General features: G+C 53.9%; 17 protein-coding genes. 14 read left to right on the plus strand and 3 right to left on the minus strand.

The annotated features are described in order from the left end of the window. Positions 1 to 48 precede the first annotated feature (48 nt). The 4 genes from KB235_RS07270 (at position 49) to KB235_RS07285 (ending at position 5,520) form a co-directional block, all read left to right on the plus strand. The gene (locus tag KB235_RS07270) at positions 49 to 1,020 is read left to right on the plus strand and encodes a BMP family lipoprotein (RefSeq protein ID WP_034809373.1); all 972 of its coding nucleotides are present in this window, start codon (positions 49 to 51) and stop codon (positions 1,018 to 1,020) included. Then, positions 1,017 to 2,657, plus strand: a complete 1,641-nt coding sequence (locus KB235_RS07275) for a methyl-accepting chemotaxis protein (protein WP_211780861.1) — start codon at positions 1,017 to 1,019, stop codon at positions 2,655 to 2,657. Before KB235_RS07270 ends, KB235_RS07275 begins: the two co-directional genes overlap by 4 nt. A 159-nt stretch (positions 2,658 to 2,816) precedes the next feature. Further along, on the plus strand, positions 2,817 to 3,386 hold the full coding sequence (locus KB235_RS07280) for a ComEA family DNA-binding protein (RefSeq protein WP_211780862.1): 570 nt from the start codon (positions 2,817 to 2,819) through the stop codon (positions 3,384 to 3,386). 1 nt (position 3,387) lies between these two features. Then, a complete protein-coding gene (locus KB235_RS07285) occupies positions 3,388 to 5,520 on the plus strand; it encodes a DNA internalization-related competence protein ComEC/Rec2 (protein ID WP_211780863.1) in 2,133 nt (710 codons plus the stop codon). Between the two features lie 53 nt (positions 5,521 to 5,573). Here the strand turns inward: KB235_RS07285 and KB235_RS07290 are convergent, their stop codons facing one another. Beyond that, positions 5,574 to 5,738: a YqzM family protein gene (locus KB235_RS07290; RefSeq protein ID WP_024371416.1), complete on the minus strand. Its 165-nt coding sequence runs from the start codon at positions 5,736 to 5,738 to the stop codon at positions 5,574 to 5,576. Positions 5,739 to 5,829: 91 nt separating this feature from the next. Between KB235_RS07290 and holA the strand changes: the two genes are divergently transcribed. Next, a complete protein-coding gene (gene holA, locus KB235_RS07295) occupies positions 5,830 to 6,840 on the plus strand; it encodes a DNA polymerase III subunit delta (RefSeq protein WP_235193477.1) in 1,011 nt (336 codons plus the stop codon). Between the two features lie 9 nt (positions 6,841 to 6,849). After that, positions 6,850 to 7,284: a GNAT family N-acetyltransferase gene (locus tag KB235_RS07300; RefSeq protein ID WP_034809385.1), complete on the plus strand. Its 435-nt coding sequence runs from the start codon at positions 6,850 to 6,852 to the stop codon at positions 7,282 to 7,284. A gap of 30 nt (positions 7,285 to 7,314) precedes the next feature. Here the strand turns inward: KB235_RS07300 and rpsT are convergent, their stop codons facing one another. After that, the gene (gene rpsT, locus KB235_RS07305) at positions 7,315 to 7,575 is read right to left on the minus strand and encodes a 30S ribosomal protein S20 (protein WP_021065661.1); all 261 of its coding nucleotides are present in this window, start codon (positions 7,573 to 7,575) and stop codon (positions 7,315 to 7,317) included. A gap of 219 nt (positions 7,576 to 7,794) precedes the next feature. On the opposite strand from rpsT, the gene lepA reads away from it, so the two are divergent. The 5 genes from lepA (at position 7,795) to hemW (ending at position 14,368) form a co-directional block, all read left to right on the plus strand. Next, the gene (gene lepA, locus KB235_RS07310; RefSeq protein WP_034809388.1) at positions 7,795 to 9,618 is read left to right on the plus strand and encodes a translation elongation factor 4; all 1,824 of its coding nucleotides are present in this window, start codon (positions 7,795 to 7,797) and stop codon (positions 9,616 to 9,618) included. 107 nt (positions 9,619 to 9,725) lie between these two features. Next, positions 9,726 to 10,796: a 3-phosphoserine/phosphohydroxythreonine transaminase gene (gene serC / locus KB235_RS07315; protein WP_276514429.1), complete on the plus strand. Its 1,071-nt coding sequence runs from the start codon at positions 9,726 to 9,728 to the stop codon at positions 10,794 to 10,796. Next, a complete protein-coding gene (locus KB235_RS07320) occupies positions 10,783 to 11,946 on the plus strand; it encodes a phosphoglycerate dehydrogenase (RefSeq protein WP_211780864.1) in 1,164 nt (387 codons plus the stop codon). Before serC ends, KB235_RS07320 begins: the two co-directional genes overlap by 14 nt. A 12-nt stretch (positions 11,947 to 11,958) precedes the next feature. Continuing rightward, entirely contained in the window at positions 11,959 to 13,143 is a 1,185-nt protein-coding gene (locus KB235_RS07325; RefSeq protein WP_211780865.1) for a DUF1015 domain-containing protein, read from the plus strand. Between the two features lie 67 nt (positions 13,144 to 13,210). Continuing rightward, entirely contained in the window at positions 13,211 to 14,368 is a 1,158-nt protein-coding gene (gene hemW / locus KB235_RS07330; protein WP_211780866.1) for a radical SAM family heme chaperone HemW, read from the plus strand. A 44-nt stretch (positions 14,369 to 14,412) separates the two neighbouring features. Here the strand turns inward: hemW and KB235_RS07335 are convergent, their stop codons facing one another. Next, positions 14,413 to 15,018, minus strand: coding sequence for a DUF1054 domain-containing protein (locus KB235_RS07335; RefSeq protein WP_211780867.1), 606 nt, complete (start codon positions 15,016 to 15,018; stop codon positions 14,413 to 14,415). Positions 15,019 to 15,210: 192 nt separating this feature from the next. Between KB235_RS07335 and hrcA the strand changes: the two genes are divergently transcribed. The 3 genes from hrcA to dnaK are packed head-to-tail and all read left to right on the plus strand — an operon-like array spanning position 15,211 to position 18,679. After that, a complete protein-coding gene (hrcA, locus tag KB235_RS07340) occupies positions 15,211 to 16,233 on the plus strand; it encodes a heat-inducible transcriptional repressor HrcA (RefSeq protein ID WP_034814824.1) in 1,023 nt (340 codons plus the stop codon). Positions 16,234 to 16,250: 17 nt separating this feature from the next. Further along, positions 16,251 to 16,826 carry a nucleotide exchange factor GrpE gene (gene grpE, locus KB235_RS07345; protein WP_051622730.1) on the plus strand — a complete coding sequence of 192 codons (576 nt, stop codon included), beginning with the start codon at positions 16,251 to 16,253 and terminating at the stop codon, positions 16,824 to 16,826. 29 nt (positions 16,827 to 16,855) lie between these two features. Next, positions 16,856 to 18,679, plus strand: a complete 1,824-nt coding sequence (gene dnaK / locus KB235_RS07350) for a molecular chaperone DnaK (RefSeq protein ID WP_211780868.1) — start codon at positions 16,856 to 16,858, stop codon at positions 18,677 to 18,679. Positions 18,680 to 18,686: the final 7 nt, after the last annotated feature.

Here is an 18,686-nt window from a genome sequence, read left to right on the forward strand (position 1 = left end):
TTGTGTCGATAAGGGAGATGTCAGACCAATAGAGAGAGGAAGAGTCATATGAAAAAAGGAGTCATACTCGGTTTGATGACCGCAAGCGTCTTGTGGTTGTCGGCCTGTCAATCTGTCATCGACAAACCAGAGGCCGCCATTGAGGAGCGACAGTCAATGGGTGTCGTCTTATCAGACGTCGGTCTCGGGGACCAATCGTTTAGCGACGCCGCCATGCGAGGCATGGGCCAATTGCGAGAAACAGGGGAATGGTACGTCGATTACCGTGAGCTTGAAGAAACAAAAACATATGAAGCTGGTTTTGAACAGCTTGTCGCTGCAGGGCACGATGTCATCATCGGGCTCGGCTTCGCATGCCAAGAAGATTTAGAGAAAGTGGCTGCCAATCATCCAGACCAACAGTTCGCCTTGATTGACGCCGTTTCGACGTTACCGAACGTGATGTCCGTAACGTTTGAAGAAGTAGAAGGGAGCGCGTTGGCCGGTGCGGTGGCAGGTCTTGAGACAGAGACAGGAAAAATCGGATTTGTCGGCGGCGTGGACAACGAGTTGATTCAAAAGTTCTCGACCGGCTTCCTACTCGGAGCGAAAGCGGTAAACGCCGACGTCGAACTCATTGTCGATTATGCGAATGACTTTGCCTCGCCTGAAATCGGAGAGCAGTTGGCCGAGAAACAGATCGAGGCAGGAGCCGACGTCTTATATGCGGCGGCAGGATTGACCGGTGTCGGTGTCTTACAGACCGCGCAAGCGAACGGCGTGAAGGCCATCGGGGTCGATAGCGATCAATCGATGATTGCCCCGGATGCGGTCATCACGTCGATGTTAAAACAAGTGGACTTAGCCATCGTCGCCATCGCGGATAACGTTCAAGAGGAAGCCTTCAGCGAACATCTCACGCTTGGTCTCGAGGAGGGCGGGGTCGGTCTTGCCGCACTTCGTCGTGTCCAGTGGAGCGACGAGGAACGGGAACGCTTTGACGCATTCGAGAAACGGCTACTGGAGGGCAAACAACAATGAGTTTACGAAAACGATTTATTGTGTCAACGGTGTTTACGGTCGTTTTGATCGTCTTGATGATGAGTTACGTCTTGGCGACGTTAAATCGATTGCAAACGTATAACGAACAGTACGGCTCACAAATGATTGAGTTGTCTCAACTCGAGACGTCCCTCCTTCAAGAACAGTCACTTTGGACATCACTTGGCGAGCAGATGAGCCCGGCGACGTTGAATCAGTTAACACGCATCCGCGAAAACAACGTGGCCACGTTTGAGACGCTAGAACGTACGTACTTGATTCCGACCTTCAATGAACATTTGGAGCGGGCGACGGAGAAGTATACACGCATCGGTGAAAACGTCGAGGCCGAGTCGGGTGGGATTGCGGCCCGAATTCAAGCCGCCAAGCTTGAAGGATTGCTGAACGACGTGAATACGCTACTCGTAAAGAATGGTTCGTTCTACGAAGCACTCCAACAGGAGGCGGCAGGGGAGACGAAACGGTTGTTTGTCATTTCCATCGTGCTCACGGCGTTCGTGATTGGCGCGCTCGCGGTGTACAACTTCTTCTTTGCCCGTTCCATCACGCGTCCGCTCGAGCAGACCGTCGAGGCAGCCGAAGCCATCGCTTCTGGTCGACTGATTTCATTGCCCGAGTCGACGAGACGAGACGAGATCGGGCGTCTTGAACGAGCGATGCAACATATGACGGTCTCCCTTCAAACGATGATCGGGTCAATCCGGGTCACCTCGATGCAAGTCAACGCGATGACCGAGACGGCCGCGACCGAGAACGAGGCGGTCGTCAGCACGACGTCAAACATCACGAACGCGGTCGATGAGATGGCGAACGGTGCCCAATCGATTGCGACCGAACTACAGGAGACGCTCGAGTCGGTCGGTATCATGGCGGCCTCGTTCGAGACGAGCCTCCAACAGACGCGCCAGACGACAGAAGAGACGAGCGCGATGACGCGCGAAGTCCAAGACGGGATTGAGACGTTGACCGACCAGGAACGGATCTTGCAACGCTCGAGCGAACGAAATACGACCCTCGTCAAGCGAATGGATGCGTTCGCGCGAAATACGGACGAGATTGAACGGATGGCGAAGCTCGTCGAAGACGTGGCAGCCCAAACGAACTTACTCGCGTTGAACGCGGCGATTGAAGCGGCCCGTGCCGGCGAAGCAGGACGCGGTTTCGCCGTCGTCGCGAGCGAAGTGAAGAAGTTAGCTGAAGAGAGTAACGTGGCGACACGCTCGATCTTTAGTGTCGTCCAATCGATTCATGAAGAAGTGGAGCGATTGAAACAGACGGTCGAAGAAGCGAGTCAAGAACAGACGGCCCAACTCCAAGCGTTCGGCTTGACGAAACAAGCGTTCACGCGGATTCATGATCGGACAGACCATGTCGCCGCATTCGTCCATACGATCGAGCGAGAAATGCTGGCCTCGAGTAGCGAAGTGACGAACGTGTTGAAGCGGGTCGAAGAAGTGAGCGGGGTGACTGAAGAGCTTGCCGCCGGAAATGAAGAAGTGGCCGCCTCGATGAAAGAACAACAGGCGAGCTTTGACCAAATTTTCGCTTTGATGCAAGAACTCGAAGGACAGGCAGCGGCACTTGCCGATCAAGTCCAACATTTTCAAAACGATTGAGACAAGTTTCGGCTTGTCTCTTTTTTTTATGGGAAAACAGGACGAGTCGGACGGTACAACGGACAAGCAAGCGACTGAATCGAGGAGATAGCCCTAGATGAGCGGTAGATGATTCGGGCGCATACTATAGACCAGAAGGTGTCGATAGGAGGAAGCGAGATGGAAAAATGGAAACGTTACGTCATCGGGCTGGTTGTGGCTTTATTCATGGCGGTCGGCTACATGTTCGCGTCGAAACAGCCGGAGACACCGATGGTCGAACAATTCGAACTGAAAGCGGAAGAGTCGGTTCAAGCAGAGCCGGCAACAGGAAGAGTCGTCGTCTATGTGACAGGTGCCGTCGTCTCACCGGATGTATATGAGATGCCGCCTGGGGCAAGGGTCGGTGACGTCCTGACGCTTGCCGTGTTGACTGCTGACGCCGAGCCCGAACAGTTGAACTTGGCCCAACTGCTCGTCGATGGGTCAAAGATCACGGTGCCGAAAAAAGGCGAGCTTCTCGAGGTCGCACCGGAGACGACCGAGACTGAAACGAACGGGGTCCACGTCAACAGTGCGACGAAAGAGGAATTGATGACGGTCCCGGGGATCGGACCGGCTAAAGCCGAGGCGATATTAAATTATTTGAAAGAACATGGTCCGTTCAAGTCCTATGAAGAACTTCGGAACGTGAAAGGTTTCGGTGAGAAGACGTTAGAAAACATGAAGGGCTACCTGCTGGTCCCTTAAGATGCCGATTTTTCCGCTACTTCCAATCAGTGTCCTCATCGCTTGTACCCAAGGCTTCGTCCTCGTCGGCTTCGTGCTGTTCCTCTTTTTGCTTGCGACATGTCGAGGCCAGTCAGTTGGCACGTATATCGGCGCAGGTTGTCTCGCCTTGATCATTTTTTGGCATGACGAGCCACCGGTCATCTCAGGAGGAGAAGACGTGTTGTTCTCAATCGAGAGCCGGCGTGACAATGGTCGTTCCGTCCGATTGTATGGCGAGACGTCAGGGGCGAACGGGGTTTTAGTCGGACGTGATGTGGCGCTCGGCCGTCCGGGAGAGACGTGTCTCGTCACGTTCGAGCCGGATGCGTTCGCACCGCTCCGAAACGTCGGCGGGTTCGATGAAATGGCGTGGGCGACAGGTGCCGGCCTCTCGTTCAAGGGAAGACAAGTCACCGTTCACGCCTGTCGTCCGACGGCAGGCGTGGACGGGGCGATGCTTCGGTTCAAAGAGAGACAATTGGCACGCATCGAGGCGACGTATCGGGCCGATGTTGCGTTGTATATGGAGGCGCTTTTGTTTGGAGAAGGACGATTGTTGGATGAAGAAACCTCGTTTTCGTATCGGGTCACGGGGCTGTTGCATCTGCTCGTCATTTCGGGGTCACACATCGCCATGCTAGTCCTCGCGTTCAAATGGCTCCTTGTGCCATTCCCCTTTCATCGTGAAACAAAAATGATCCTCATTGTATTGATTGTGACCGCATTCGGGTGGCTGACCGGATTCTCTCCGCCTGTCGCGCGCGCCGTCCTCGTCGCCGACATGGTGCTGATTCTTTCCTTGTTCGGCTATTCGGTCCGTGACCCGATGCGTCTCCTCAGCTGGTGTGGGGCGGGACTGCTCGCACTTCAACCTTACTTGTTGTTCAATCTTGGCTTCCAGCTTACCGTTGGGATGACGCTCTTTTTGATTGTGACGCGTGCGCTATGGACGAACGTCCTCAGTCTGGCGATTTACGCGCAATGGGTCGGATTGATTTTGTTATGGCACGTTCAACCGGTCATCTCGATCGCGGCTCCGTTCTATAACGTAATTGTGGCCATTCTCTTCTCGTGGGTGATGATTCCTCTCGGTTTTTTGGCGTATCTCGTACCGTTATATGAACCGTTACTTCATCCGGTACTCGACGGGCTACATGGAACGTTCACGCTACACAATCAGGTCAAACCGTGGCTCCCGCTCCATGAGCTGACCGTTTGGGGCTCGTTCCTTCTCGCCATCGGATTATGGATTGGACTTCTCTTTCTCGAGCGGCGCCAATTGATTGGTTGGGGTGTCGCCTTGCTCACACTCAGTGCTGTCGCCTTGGCGTCCGAATTGAAAGAAGAAGGGCGCGTCACGTTTTTAGACGTCGGGCAAGGAGATGCGATCGTCGTCGAGACGCACGGCCTCACCGGTTTGATTGATGTCGGTGGGGTGTATCATGACCCTTCGGAGAAAAAACGCTCGACGTTTGACCCAGGCGCAGATGTCGTCGCGCCGTACTTATGGAAGCGTGGCGAACGAGAAATCGACTTTTTATTGCTCACCCATGCCGATCACGATCACATTGGCGGGTTGGACGGGTTACTTGATTTGATTCAAGTAAAAGAAGTGTGGTTAGCGGCCGAAGCGGCCGATATGGAGAAACGAGGCGAATTGTTATCTAAACTTGCGCGTAAAAATGTCCCGGTCCGTTTCGTCCGGGCCGGGGACCGTCCCTATCCATGGTTTTGGATCGTCAGTCCTTCGGAGCGTAAGGCAGATGAGAATGCCAATTCTGTCTCGGCCTATTTAACGGTCGGTGGGATGACGTACTTGTTGACGGGTGACTTACCGGAAGCGGGGGAAGCCGCTCTCCCGACTGTCGACGTTGATGTGTTCAAACTCGGCCATCATGGCTCGGACACGTCGTCGAGCGAGGCACTAGTAAACCGGATCGATCCGGAATGGGTCGTGGCGAGCGTCGGCAGGAACAACCGTTACGGGCATCCGCATCCAGACGTCTTGGCGCGACTTGTCGGCAGGCGCGTGCTACGGACGGATGAGGACGGGATGATCGTATGTGAACGTGACGCTTGCCGAGGGATCATGGAAACGAAGGTCAGTCGATGAAATGTATGATAAACTAAAAAACGATTGCTCCCCCGGGGCAATCGTTTCGTAGCTTATAAGCTTAAGAACTTGATGAGGACGCCAATCGCGAATAGCGTGAAGAAAAAGCCGAACGGTACGATGAAGCCGATCGCTGAATCGATGGCATCGTTTCGTTTGCATTGGACATCGTTCTCAAACGGGTTTTCGCTTGGTGGGCGAACAGAGTTAATATGCATAGTGAGTCCCTCCTTGAAATGGTTCCGTCCTAAGTATAGCGAATCGTTGAAGGATAATCTATGTTTTAGATAAGAATAAATTGTGAAAGTGGTGTGTGTTTTGAATGAACCCTGGCTCCATAACGGCAAAGTAGCCAACGTGTACGTCTTGTTCGGGACGGAGAAGTATCTGCTCGATTCGTGGGAGAAAGAAATCGTCAAGGCGGCCAACCCGTCCGGCGACCAGTTCGACGTGATGCGACTCGACTTACAAGAGACGGCGCTCGATACGGCACTCGACGAGGCGGAGACGGTCCCGTTCTTCAGCGATTATCGGACGGTCGTCGTGAAAAACGCCCAGTTTTTGACCGGCGCGAAAGAGAAACAAAAGCAAAATGTCGAACGGTTGACGGAATATTTGTTGCAGCCGGCACCGTACGCCGTGCTCGTCTTCATCATCGAGACAGAAAAACTCGATGAGCGTAAAAAAGTCGTCAAGCGCTTAAAAGAACGGGCCATCGTCCTCGAGGCGAAAAAGCCGAGCCAGACGGAGTTGATGCGTTACGTCGGTGACGAACTGAATCGACGTGGGCAAAAGATGGACCGCTCGACCGTCGAGCGACTTTTGTTCTTATGCCATGATGATTGGGGGAAACTCGTACGCGAGCTCGAGAAGTTGCAACTGTATGCGAGTGATGGTAGCGAGATCCCGCTCGAAATCGTCAACGATCTCGTCCCTCGAACGCTTGAAGACAATGTGTTCCAACTGTCCGAATTTTTAGTCGCCCGGCGTGCCGACGCGGCGCTACGGCTCGTCCGTGATTTAGAGAAACAAGGTCAGGAGTTGATTGGGCTCTTGTCGCTTCTCGCCCGTCAGTACCGGAACATGTATTTGACGAAGCAGCTGACGGAAAAAGGATATGGGGAAAAACAAATCGCGTCAAAGATTGGGGCGCATCCGTACACAGTGAAGCTGGCCGGGCAAGCGAGCCGGAACTTCACGGAGGCGCAGCTCGCCGCGGCGCTGACGATGATTGCCGATGCAGATGAGTCGATGAAGACCGGTCGTGGCGATAAACAAATCGTCTTCGATACGCTCGTCTGTCAGTTGACGCTCGTGTGAGGTGAGAAAATGAGTTTACGACAAGTGGAACTTGAAGATGTGATTCCGCTCAGGCATGAAGTGCTCAGACCGGGTCAGATGCGGGAGACGTGTTATTTTGAAGGGGATGACAACGAGACGACACGCCATTTCGCTTGGGTCGAGGACGGTCAGGTGTTGTCGATCGCGACCGTGATGGAAGCAGGGCGTGACGTCGACGGGAAGACAGTGCCGTACCAACTGCGGGGGATGGCGACCGACCCGGCCTCCGCCGGGCAAGGGATCGGCTCGTCGTTTTTACAGGCGCTGCACGAAACGGTCAACGACTCGTGGTGGTGCAACGCCCGCGAAGTCGCCGTGCGCTTCTATGAACGGAACGGCCTCGTCGTCGTCGGTGAGCCGTTCGAAATTCCCGGGATTGGGACGCATTACGTCATGGTATACGAAAAAACAGCCGGCTCCTGATGGAGGCGGCTGTTCCGGTTTGATCTCTAATTAGAGAGCTGCGATGCGAGCTGCGAGACGTGATTTGTCACGGCCAGCTTTGTTTTGGTGGATAAGACCTTTTGCTGCAGCTTTGTCGATTTTCTTCGTAGCGAGGACGAAAGCTTCTTGAGCAGCTTCTTTGTTTCCTTCGAGTACGAGAGCGTCAACACGTTTTACTGCTGTACGCATTGCTGCTTTCTCTTGCGAGTTTGCGACGCGACGCTTTTCAGAAGTTTTTGCACGTTTGATTGCTGATTTGATGTTTGCCATTGTTTGTCACCTCCTGAAACAAGAAAGTGTATGTTCTCATTACTTCAAGTAATCATTCAACAGAACAAGCACAATTGTAGCAAACGCTTATTTGAAAAGCAACCACTTGATGATTATTCTGAAAACTATATGTGGTATTGTTGTAGTAGGTCGTACACATACACTTAAGATTTTGATATAATGACACGGTATGCATGAGAAGGATAGGTGAACCCATATATGAACAACAAAGAATTAGAGAATCGTCAGAAGAAGATTCGCAACTTTTCCATCATCGCTCACATCGATCATGGAAAGTCGACGCTCGCTGACCGGATTCTTGAGAAGACGGGTGCGCTCACGGCGCGCGAGATGAAAGAACAGACGCTTGATGCGATGGACCTTGAACGTGAGCGCGGTATCACGATCAAGTTAAACGCCGTCAAGTTGAACTATACGGCTAAAGACGGGGAAGAGTATATCCTTCATTTGATCGATACACCGGGCCACGTCGATTTCACGTATGAGGTATCACGCTCGCTCGCGGCGTGTGAAGGGGCCGTCCTCGTCGTGGACGCGGCCCAAGGAATCGAAGCACAGACGCTCGCGAACGTCTACCTCGCATTAGATAACGACCTTGAAATCATCCCGGTCATCAACAAAATTGATTTGCCGTCAGCCGACGTCGAGCGCGTGCGCCAAGAGATTGAGGATGTGATTGGTCTTGACGCGAGTGATGCCGTACCGGCTTCAGCGAAAGCCGGGATCGGGATTGAAGAGATTCTCGAGCAAATTGTCGAGCTCGTCCCTGCACCGACGGGCGATCCGTCCGCGCCGCTTCAAGCCCTCATCTTCGACTCGTACTATGACGCCTATCGCGGTGTCGTCGCCTCGATTCGAATCGTCAACGGTTCGGTCAAAGTCGGAGACAAGGTGCAAATGATGTCGACCGGTAAATCGTTCGAAGTCACAGACCTCGGCGTCTCGACCCCAAAACCGGTGTCGGTGAAAGAGTTGAACGTCGGAGACGTTGGGACATTGTCAGCGTCGATCAAGACGGTCGGCGACGTTCGCGTCGGTGACACGATCACACTCGCGAAAAACCCAGCGACGGATCAACTCCCAGGTTATCGGAAGATGAACCCGATGGTGTACTGCGGTCTTTATCCGATCGATGCGGCGAAGTATAACGATTTACGTGAAGCGCTCGAGCGCCTCCAATTGTCGGATGCGGCACTCGAATTTGAGCCCGAGACGTCACAGGCACTCGGTTTCGGTTTCCGTAGCGGTTTCCTTGGCATGCTCCACATGGAAATCATCCAAGAGCGGATTGAGCGAGAGTTCGGGATTGACTTGATTACGACGGCACCGTCGGTTATTTATCACGTCACGACGACGTCAGGCGACGTCATCCACGTCGATAACCCATCGAAGATGCCAGAACAACAAAAGATCGAGACGATTGAAGAGCCGTACGTCAAAGCGGCCATCATGACGCCGAACGACTATGTCGGCGCCATCATGGAGCTCTGCCAGAAGAAACGTGGGACGTTCATCGATATGCAGTATATCGACACGACACGCGTCAAAATCACGTACGAGATTCCATTGAGTGAAATTGTCTACGACTTCTTCGATCAGTTGAAGTCGAGCACGAAAGGCTATGCCTCGCTCGATTACGAGTTGATCGGCTATCGTCCGTCACGCCTCGTCAAGATGGACATCCTTTTGAACAACGAAGTCGTCGATGCACTCAGCTTTATCGTTCACCGCGATTTCGCGTACGAGCGTGGGAAAGTCATCGTCGAGAAGTTGAAGGCGCTCATCCCGCGGATGCAGTTCGAGGTACCGGTCCAAGCAGCGGTCGGGACGAAGATTGTCGCCCGTTCGACAATCAAGGCGCTCCGCAAGAACGTCCTCGCGAAATGTTACGGCGGGGACATCTCGCGGAAGCGGAAGCTTCTTGAGAAGCAAAAAGAAGGTAAAAAGCGCATGAAGATGGTTGGATCTGTCGAAGTGCCGCAAGAAGCGTTCATGTCTGTCTTGTCGATGGACGAAGAATAACCGTTCGCCCTTATCAAACGATAAGGGCGATTTTTTTGATTTGGCAGGATATGGGGAAGGCGATACGGAATAGTACCCACTTACAGAAAAATAGAGGAGGAGAAGCAGTGCCGACTTATAATTTTTCAGCCGGTCCGGGGATGTTGCCCGCACCGGTGTTGGAAGAAGTACAATCACAACTTCTTTCCTATAAAGAAAGCGGCGTCTCGATCGTCGAGATGAGCCATCGTTCTTCGGCATTCATCGAAGTGGCAAGGGAACTCGAGCACCGGCTTCGCCGTTTGATGCACATTCCAGACACGTACGCCGTCCTGTTCCTTCAAGGTGGGGCGACGCTCCAGTTCTCGATGGTCCCGATGAATCTGGGCAAATCGGGCCGCTTCGCCTATCTCGACAGCGGGACGTGGTCGAAGAAGGCGATTCAAGACGCAAGCCGGTTCGGTGATGTCGTCCTTGCGGGTAGTTCGGCGGCAACAACGTATGGGACGATTCCAGTTTGGCCGGAATCGATTCAAGACGTCGACTATCTTCATTTAACGTTGAACAACACGATTGAAGGTACCCGCTACACCGCGCTTCCTGAGACGAACGTCCCGCTTGTCGCCGACGTCTCGTCCAATATTCTGGCGGAAGCGATTGACGTCGAGCGCTTCGGCCTCATCTACGCCGGTGCCCAGAAGAACATCGGGCCGGCCGGGTTGACGCTCGTCGTCATCCGTCGCGATTTGATTGTCGAACGTGACCTGCCGTCATATCTCGCTTACAGCAAACACGTCGATACGCTCTTGAACACCCCGGCGACGTTCAGTCTCTATGTCGCCGAACGGGTCCTCGCTTGGATTGAAGCGGAGGGGGGCGTTTCGGAGATGGAGCGCCGCAACCGCGAGAAGAGCGAGCGATTGTATCACGCGCTCGATACGTCATCGTTGTTCCGTCCGATTGTGACCGATACGACGTGCCGCTCGTTGACGAACATCCCGTTCACGACGGGGGATGACGTCACGGACGAGGCGTTCCGGAAGTTTGCAGAAATGCGCGGGTTGATTGAACTCGGCGGCCACCGGTCGGTCGGCGGGTTGCGGGCGAGCCTATACAATGCGATGCCGCTCGAAGGCGTCAATCGCTTGATTGAAACGATGCAAGAGTTTGAACAGGGGGGACACGATGTTTCACATTAAAACGTATAATCAAATCGCACAGGAAGGACTCAATCGCTTCGAACCGAGCGAATATGCCCTCAATGCGTCGGAGCAGGCGGACGCCTGGGTCATCCGGAGCCATGACGTGCACGAGGCGGAGATTCCGCCTTACCTGCTCGCTATCGCCCGCGCTGGAGCCGGGGTGAACAACTTGCCGCTCGAACGGCTGGCCCGTCAAGGCGTCGTCGTGTTTCACACCCCGGGAGCGAATGCGAACGCGGTGAAAGAACTCGTGCTCGCGAGCATGCTTTTGTCGGTCCGGCCAATTTTACAAGGCGTGCGTTGGGTCAACGAGCATACGTTCAACAGCCAGACGCTCCTAGAGCGGGCGATGGAAGACGAAAAACGTAAGTTCGTCGGGGCGGAGCTTCGAGGTAAGAAAGTCGGCATCGTCGGCCTCGGGGCAATCGGCTCGGCGCTCGCGAGCGACTTGATTCAGCTCGGTGTCGACGTCGTCGGATACGACCCGCATCTATCGGTCGATGGGGCGTGGAACGTCTCGAAGCAAGTGAAACGGGCGCGGCACGTGAGCGAACTGCTCGCCGATATCGACCTGTTGTCCATCCATATGCCGCTCACGGCAGATACACGTGGCATCATCGACGCCTCATGGTTCAATCAAATGAAGCCGAGAACGACCGTGTTGAACTTTGCGCGCGGTGAGCTCGTGAACGATTCCGACTTGTTGGACGCGCTCGATGGGAACGTCGAGACGTACATCACCGACTTCCCGAAACAACAGCTTCTCGGACATCCGCGGATTGTCGCATTCCCACATCTCGGGGCGTCGACGAAAGAGTCGGAAGTGAACTGTGCCGTCCAGGCGGTCGACACGTTGAAATCGTATTTGGAGACCGGCAACATCCGCCACTCGGCGAACTTTCCGGACACCGAACTGCCGTACATCGGCAAGCGCCGTCTGGCCGTCCTCCATCTAAACGTCCCGAACATGGTCGGCCAAATCGCGAGCCGACTCGCTGAGAACGGAATCAACATCGACAACATGGTGAACCGGAGTCGAGGGGACGTGGCATATACGTTAATTGATATCGATAATCACCAGAACGAGAAACTGTCGGTCCACACGCTTTATGAGATCGAGGACGTCATGCGCGTCCGTGAATTTTGAGGAGGAATGACCATGGTCGTATTCAAACCGTTTGCCCCATACATGCCGAAACATCCCGAGGACGTCGCCGCCGACCCGTACGATATCGTCAGCGTCGAACAGGCGCGTCTTGACGTCGAACAGCGTCCCAATTCGTTCCTCGCGGTCGATAAGCCAGAAGTATTCATGGCGGACATGCCGCTCGAGGCGTGGGGACAACGAGCCCGTCATGAGCTCGAGCGGCTTTACGAGAGCGAGTTGACCGAACGGACGAACGGATTTTACGTGTATCGGCTCACCGATCAAGGGCGTGTCCAGACAGGGCTCGTCGCCACGTTCTCAGTGGCAGATTATGAGGCAGGTCGCATCAAGATTCATGAGCACACGCGTGCCGTGAAAGAACGCGAACGCGTCGAACACGTCTCGGCGACGAAAGCGCACACCGGACCGATTTTGATGAGCCACGCGCCGGATGAAGGGTTGCGTCGCATCCTAGACGACGCGACGACAGGGGAGCCGTTGTTTGCCTTCACGGACAGTCAAGGTGTCGTCCATGAAGGCTACGCCGTGCCATCGAAGCATCAAGCACGCGTCATCATGCTCGGGGCCAACATTCCGGCCATCTATATCGCCGATGGGCATCACCGTGCCAAGGCTGCAGCCGTCGTCGCCCGGAGCCCGCTTCATGAAGGAGAGTCCAAACAAGAACGGGACCACTTCCTCGGCGTCTTGTTCCCGAGCGATGAGCTGACGATTTTGCCGTACCATCGCGTTTTGCAAGATGTGGCACCTGAAGAAGTCGCGGCGCTACTAGACGGCCTCTCCTTTAGTTACGAGATTGAAGCCGCAGAAAATGTATTCGTCCCGACCGAGAGGGCGATGTTCGGTTTGGCTTTTCGAGACAAGCATTACAAGCTGACGAAGCGACAAGACGTCGAGGCGTTAGCCGTCGCGACGCTTCAACGAGACATCCTCGAGCCGTACTTCCGAGTCGAGGATGTCCGGACGGATGAACGCATCGATTTTGTCGGTGGAAAAGACGCGATTGAGCGCCTCGAAGCGTTAGCTAGGCGACAGGACGTCGTCATCCTGACGTGCCACGCCACGGCGATGGAAGAACTGATGCGCGTCGCGGACGAAGCGGGCCAAATGCCGCCGAAATCGACGTGGTTCGAGCCGAAACTGAAGAGCGGGCTATTCATCCATCGCTTTGACTGAACACGCATAGTGGCATCGCGGCGCAAAAAACGTTATAAATGGAAAGAGAAGAAAGGGGTGGCCGCTCATGGCTAAAGCCGTATATCTTCACATTCCATTTTGTGAACATATTTGTTATTACTGCGATTTCAACAAGGTGTTCTTAAAGAACCAACCGGTTGATGACTATTTAGATGCACTTGAACGAGAGATCGAACTATCGCTCGAACAATATCCGACCGATACGATCGAGACGATTTTTATCGGCGGCGGGACACCGACCGCGCTCAATGAGGCGCAGATGAAACGACTCATGGACATGGTCGCACGTCATCTGCTCCCGCTCGCGTCTCCGAATCTTGAATACTCGGTCGAGGCGAACCCGAACTTCGTCAGTACCGAGAAACTCGATACGATGAAGCGAGGCGGCGTCAATCGCCTCAGTTTCGGCGTCCAGACGTTCGATGACGGCGGGTTGGAACGGATCGGCCGGACGCATCGGGCCGATGACGTGTTCCACACCGTCAACGAAGCGGCGAAACGGTTCGATAACATATCCATCGACCTCATGTTCGGGCTCCCGGAACAGACGCTCGAACAAATCGAGCGCGACCTCGACTTGACGTTCCAGCTGCCGATTCAACACGTCTCTTCCTACTCGCTCATTTTAGAGCCACATACCGTGTTCGCGATTCAAGAGCGAAAAGGGAAGCTGCGCCTTCCGGGTGAGGATATCGAAGTCGCGATGTATTTGAAAGTGATGGAGACGCTCGAACGACGCGGGTTGAAACAATATGAGATTTCAAACTATAGCCTCGAAGGACGGGAGAGCCGGCACAACCAAGTGTATTGGCGCAATGAAGAGTATTATGGCTTCGGTGCCGGGGCGCACAGTTATTTGAACGGGGAACGGCGGGCGAACATCGCACCCATCCCGCACTATATTAAAGCGGAAGGGTTACCGGTCCGCAGTACGACGCCGCTCGAGACGGTCGAGAAGATGGAAGAGGAGCTTTTCCTCGGTCTTCGCATGCGTTCCGGTGTAGCGTTCGAGACGTTTGAAGCGAAGTACGGCCAATCGATGGAAGCCGTGTTCGGTCACGTCTTGGCCGACCTCGAGGCGAAGCGGTTAATCGAACGGACGGACACGCACGTCCGGCTGACCGAGTCCGGTCTGCCGCTCGCGAACGAGGCGTTCGCCGCCTTTATCGGCGAGGCCCGTGTCGACTCTGATGCGGTTCAGTAAATTGCGCATACAAAAAGGGAATCCACGATGGATTCCCTTTTACGTTATAAGACGAGGTCGCGATAAATCGGCGTGAGCCGGCTGAACGTGTCCTCGACGAGCGCGAGGAAGGCCGCCTCGTTTTGGAGGATCGACGCATCGGCCGGAAGTTGGCGACCGATTAAAAAGTCGGCTTTTTTCACGTCTTTGAACCGGTGTAAAATTGTGTCGATTGCTTCTTCGGACATGTCGTCGAGCAAGAACGCCTCTTTCTTCATATGGTCGCCGGCGATATGGAAGTCCGGGAACGCCGATTTGACGTCAACCTGCATGAGACGCTCGGCAATCGCCGCCTTGTTTGGCATTTCATAGATGAAAGCGAGCCAGATGAAGACGCGGTCGTCGAACAGGCCGACCTGGAAGTGCGGGTGTTTCTTATAGCCACGTTTGTCGTGACAGATGGCCATCCACGTATCTTTCGGCGGATTGACCGTACGACGCGCATGTTTGGCGACGTGCAAGTAGAGCGGGATTCCGACGTCCGCTTCGAGTTGTGGACCGACTTCCTCATAGATTTGATGGAAGAGCGGTTGGATGGTCGAACGAATCCCTTCCATCCGTACATCGAGACCGTCTTGTGTGAATACGTCAAATTGTTGTGTTGTAAACATTTAATCACCTCACCTCGTATGATACCGAAATGAGTCGTAAGATGCATCGGCGGCGACTTCGGAACAACTGGAAAAAATGAAGCGAATGAATTGACAAATATGGAGAACGTGATAATATTTGAAGTGTGATTAGCACTCAGTAAATATGAGTGCTAATAAAGCGAGGCCAATCATTCAGAGAGGAGTGAAAACGTGCTGACGGAGAGACAATTGCTCATTTTACGAGCCATCATTGATGACTATATTCAGACGGCACAACCGGTCGGATCGCGTACGTTATCGAAACGAGATGATCTTTCGTTCAGTTCGGCGACGATTCGAAACGATATGGCTGATTTGGAAGATTTGGGTCTCATCGAGAAACCGCATACTTCAGCCGGGCGCATTCCTTCTGAGGTCGGCTATCGCTATTATGTCGATCACCTCGTCGAGAAACGAGTGATTGACGAACGGGAGACGCACCATCTCGGTGAACGGTTGCGGGCGTCGGCGCAAGAGTCGGATCTGCTCATTCGTCAAGCCGCTGACCTCCTCTCTGACTTGACCAACTATACGACGGTGGCACTCGGCCCCAATAGCCAAATGAATCGTCTGGCCCGCATCGATTTGATGCCACTCGATGAACGGCGCGGTGTCGTGTTGATTTTGACGGACCAGGGCCACGTCGAACATCGGACGCTTGTCTTCGAATCTCCGATGGCGCCGGACATGGTCGAGGAGACGATTCGGTTTTTAAACGATCGGTTGAAAGGGACACCGATCGGGCAGTTGAAGCAGCGCCTTGGCGAAGAAGTGTCAAAGCTTCAACTCGCGAATCGAGAACAGTATGAGAATATGTTGCAACTGATTCAATCGACTGCCGGACTGCAACATCCGACCTCGCTCTATTTAGGCGGGAAGAAGAACATCTTCAATCAACCGGAGTTTCAATCGCTCGATACGCTCCGCCCGTTCCTCGAATGGATCGATGAACAGGAGCGCTTGACCGATTGGCTCGAATCGTTGCCAAACCGCGAGATTTATGTGAGCATTGGGAGCGAGAACGGGATCCTCGCGCTTCAAAACTGTAGCGTCATCACGTCGGATTATACGCTCGACGGAAAAACGTTCGGAACGATTGCGATGATCGGTCCGACGCGGATGGACTATCGGCACGGCGTCCAAATGATGGGACAGTTGATTGAAGCGCTCAGGCGAACGAAATTAGAAGAGTGACGGAAAGGAGCCTCAACATGACAGTTGACAACCAGAACGGTCCAGACAAGGACGAAGTGCTCGAAGAGAAAGATTTTGAGCCGAAACAAGAAGCGACAGAAGTCGAAGCGGACGAGGTTTCAAATGCTCAGATTGTGGAAGAAACTTCTGAGGGGACGGATTATGAAAAAGAAATCGAAGCACTGCGAGCGAGCGAGCTTCGCATTCGCGCCGATTTTGACAACTTCCGTCGTCGGACGAATGAAGAGAACGCGAAACGCATTAAGTTCGCGTCCCAGTCAGTCATCGAGAAATTGATTCCGCTCATCGATAACTTCGAGCGGGCACTTCAAGTCGAAGCGACGTCTGACGATGCGAAACAGATTCAGGCGGGCGTCGACATGATTCACCGTCAGCTTCTCGATGTGTTGAACGGGGAACAAGTCGAAGCGATCGACGCGGTCGGTCAGCCGTTTGACCCGAATTTTCATCAAGCGGTCATGCAAGAGCCGAGCGACGAGTTCGATTCAGGCGTCGTGACGATGGAGCTTCAAAAAGGGTACACGATGCATGGGCGTGTCATTCGTCCGAGCATGGTAAAAGTCGCAGAATAACATTACTTAACTAGATGGAGGAATCGACAATGGGTAAAATTATCGGAATTGACTTAGGTACAACGAACTCATGTGTAGCAGTGATGGAAGGTGGCGAAGCAGTCGTCATCTCGAACGCGGAAGGGAACCGGACGACACCTTCTGTCGTCGCCTTCAAAGGGGAAGAACGTCAAGTCGGTGAAGTCGCTAAACGTCAAGCGATCACGAACCCGAACACGATCCAATCAATCAAGCGTCACATGGGTACGTCACATACAGTAGAAGTCGATGGCAAGAAGTTCACGCCACAAGAAATCTCGGCCATCATCTTGCAAAAACTCAAAAAAGACGCAGAAGACTACCTCGGTGAGTCTGTCACAGAAGCGGTCATCACGGTGCCTGCCTACTTCAACGACGCCGAACGTCAAGCGACGAAAGACGCTGGGAAAATCGCCGGACTCGAAGTCAAACGAATCATCAACGAGCCGACAGCAGCGGCACTCGCTTACGGCCTCGACAAAGGTGAAGACCATACGATTTTGATTTATGACCTCGGTGGCGGTACGTTCGACGTCTCGATTCTTGAGCTCGGCGACGGCGTCTTCGAAGTTGTGGCGACAGCCGGTGACAACCGTCTCGGTGGCGACGACTTCGACCAAAAAGTCATCGACTACCTCGTCCAAGAGTTCAAAAAAGAGAACGGCATCGACCTCGCCCAAGACAAGATGGCGCTCCAACGCTTGAAAGATGCGGCCGAGAAAGCGAAAAAAGACCTCTCGGGCGTGACAAGCGCGCACATCAGCCTCCCGTTCATCACGGCCGGAGCGGCTGGCCCACTTCACTTGGAGACGACGCTTACGCGTGCGAAATTTGACGAATTGACAGCCGACCTCGTCGAGCGCACGATGGAACCGACGCGTCGCGCCTTGAAAGACTCAGGTCTCACACCGTCTGACCTCGACAAGATTATCCTCGTCGGTGGTTCGACGCGTATTCCTGCAGTCCAAAAAGCGATTCATGATTTCACGAAGAAAGAGCCGTTCAAAGGCGTGAACCCGGATGAAGTCGTTGCCCTCGGAGCTGCGATTCAAGGCGGCGTCCTTGCCGGTGACGTGAAAGATGTTGTCCTTCTCGACGTCACACCACTTTCGCTCGGAATTGAGACGATGGGCGGCGTCATGACGAAGTTGATCGATCGCAACACGACAATCCCGACATCGAAGTCACAAGTGTTCTCGACAGCGGCGGACAACCAGCCAGCCGTCGATATCCACGTTCTTCAAGGGGAGCGTCCGATGGCGCCGGATAACAAGACGCTCGGTCGTTTCCAATTGACGGACATCCCGCCGGCACCACGTGGCGTCCCGCAAATCGAAGTCAAATTCGATATCGACGCGAACGGGATTGTACACGTTTCGGCGAAAGACCTCGGCACGAACAAAGAACAATCGATCACAATTCAATCGTCTTCAGGAATCGATGAGGCTGAAATCGAGCGGATGGTAAAAGAAGCCGAAGCGAACGCCGAAGCGGACAAACAGCGCAAAGAAGAAGCAGAACTCCGTAACGAGACAGACCAGCTCGTCTTCGCGACAGACAAGGCGATTAAAGACCTTGGCGACAAAGTGGATGCGGCCGACAAAGAGCGCGCGGAAGCAGCGAAAGAGAAAGCGAAGTCTGCGCTCGAAGGCACAGACCTTGAAGCAATTCGTACGGCGAAAGACGAATTGTCGAACGTCGTTCAAGAGTTGACGCAAAAAGTATATGCGAGCATGGCTGAAGAGCAAGGTGCTGAAGGCGCCGAGACACAGACGGAAGCGAAAGACGACAACGTCGTCGACGCCGAGTTTGAAGATCTCGACGACCGTAAATAATAAAACG

The sequence above is a fragment of the Exiguobacterium alkaliphilum genome, from assembly GCF_018138125.1.
GTDB lineage: Bacteria > Bacillota > Bacilli > Exiguobacteriales > Exiguobacteriaceae > Exiguobacterium > Exiguobacterium alkaliphilum.

Coding starts and splice junctions, on each gene's coding strand:
- KB235_RS07300 (WP_034809385.1), top strand. CDS start 6,850: ATGAGTTTACGACAAGTGGAACTTGAAGATGTGATTCCGCTCAGGCAT.
- rpsT (WP_021065661.1), bottom strand. CDS start 7,575: ATGGCAAACATCAAATCAGCAATCAAACGTGCAAAAACTTCTGAAAAG.
- KB235_RS07320 (WP_211780864.1), top strand. CDS start 10,783: ATGTTTCACATTAAAACGTATAATCAAATCGCACAGGAAGGACTCAAT.
- KB235_RS07325 (WP_211780865.1), top strand. CDS start 11,959: ATGGTCGTATTCAAACCGTTTGCCCCATACATGCCGAAACATCCCGAG.
- KB235_RS07280 (WP_211780862.1), top strand. CDS start 2,817: ATGGAAAAATGGAAACGTTACGTCATCGGGCTGGTTGTGGCTTTATTC.
- dnaK (WP_211780868.1), top strand. CDS start 16,856: ATGGGTAAAATTATCGGAATTGACTTAGGTACAACGAACTCATGTGTA.
- hemW (WP_211780866.1), top strand. CDS start 13,211: ATGGCTAAAGCCGTATATCTTCACATTCCATTTTGTGAACATATTTGT.
- KB235_RS07270 (WP_034809373.1), top strand. CDS start 49: ATGAAAAAAGGAGTCATACTCGGTTTGATGACCGCAAGCGTCTTGTGG.
- KB235_RS07275 (WP_211780861.1), top strand. CDS start 1,017: ATGAGTTTACGAAAACGATTTATTGTGTCAACGGTGTTTACGGTCGTT.
- KB235_RS07335 (WP_211780867.1), bottom strand. CDS start 15,018: ATGTTTACAACACAACAATTTGACGTATTCACACAAGACGGTCTCGAT.
- KB235_RS07285 (WP_211780863.1), top strand. CDS start 3,388: ATGCCGATTTTTCCGCTACTTCCAATCAGTGTCCTCATCGCTTGTACC.
- KB235_RS07290 (WP_024371416.1), bottom strand. CDS start 5,738: ATGCATATTAACTCTGTTCGCCCACCAAGCGAAAACCCGTTTGAGAAC.
- lepA (WP_034809388.1), top strand. CDS start 7,795: ATGAACAACAAAGAATTAGAGAATCGTCAGAAGAAGATTCGCAACTTT.
- grpE (WP_051622730.1), top strand. CDS start 16,251: ATGACAGTTGACAACCAGAACGGTCCAGACAAGGACGAAGTGCTCGAA.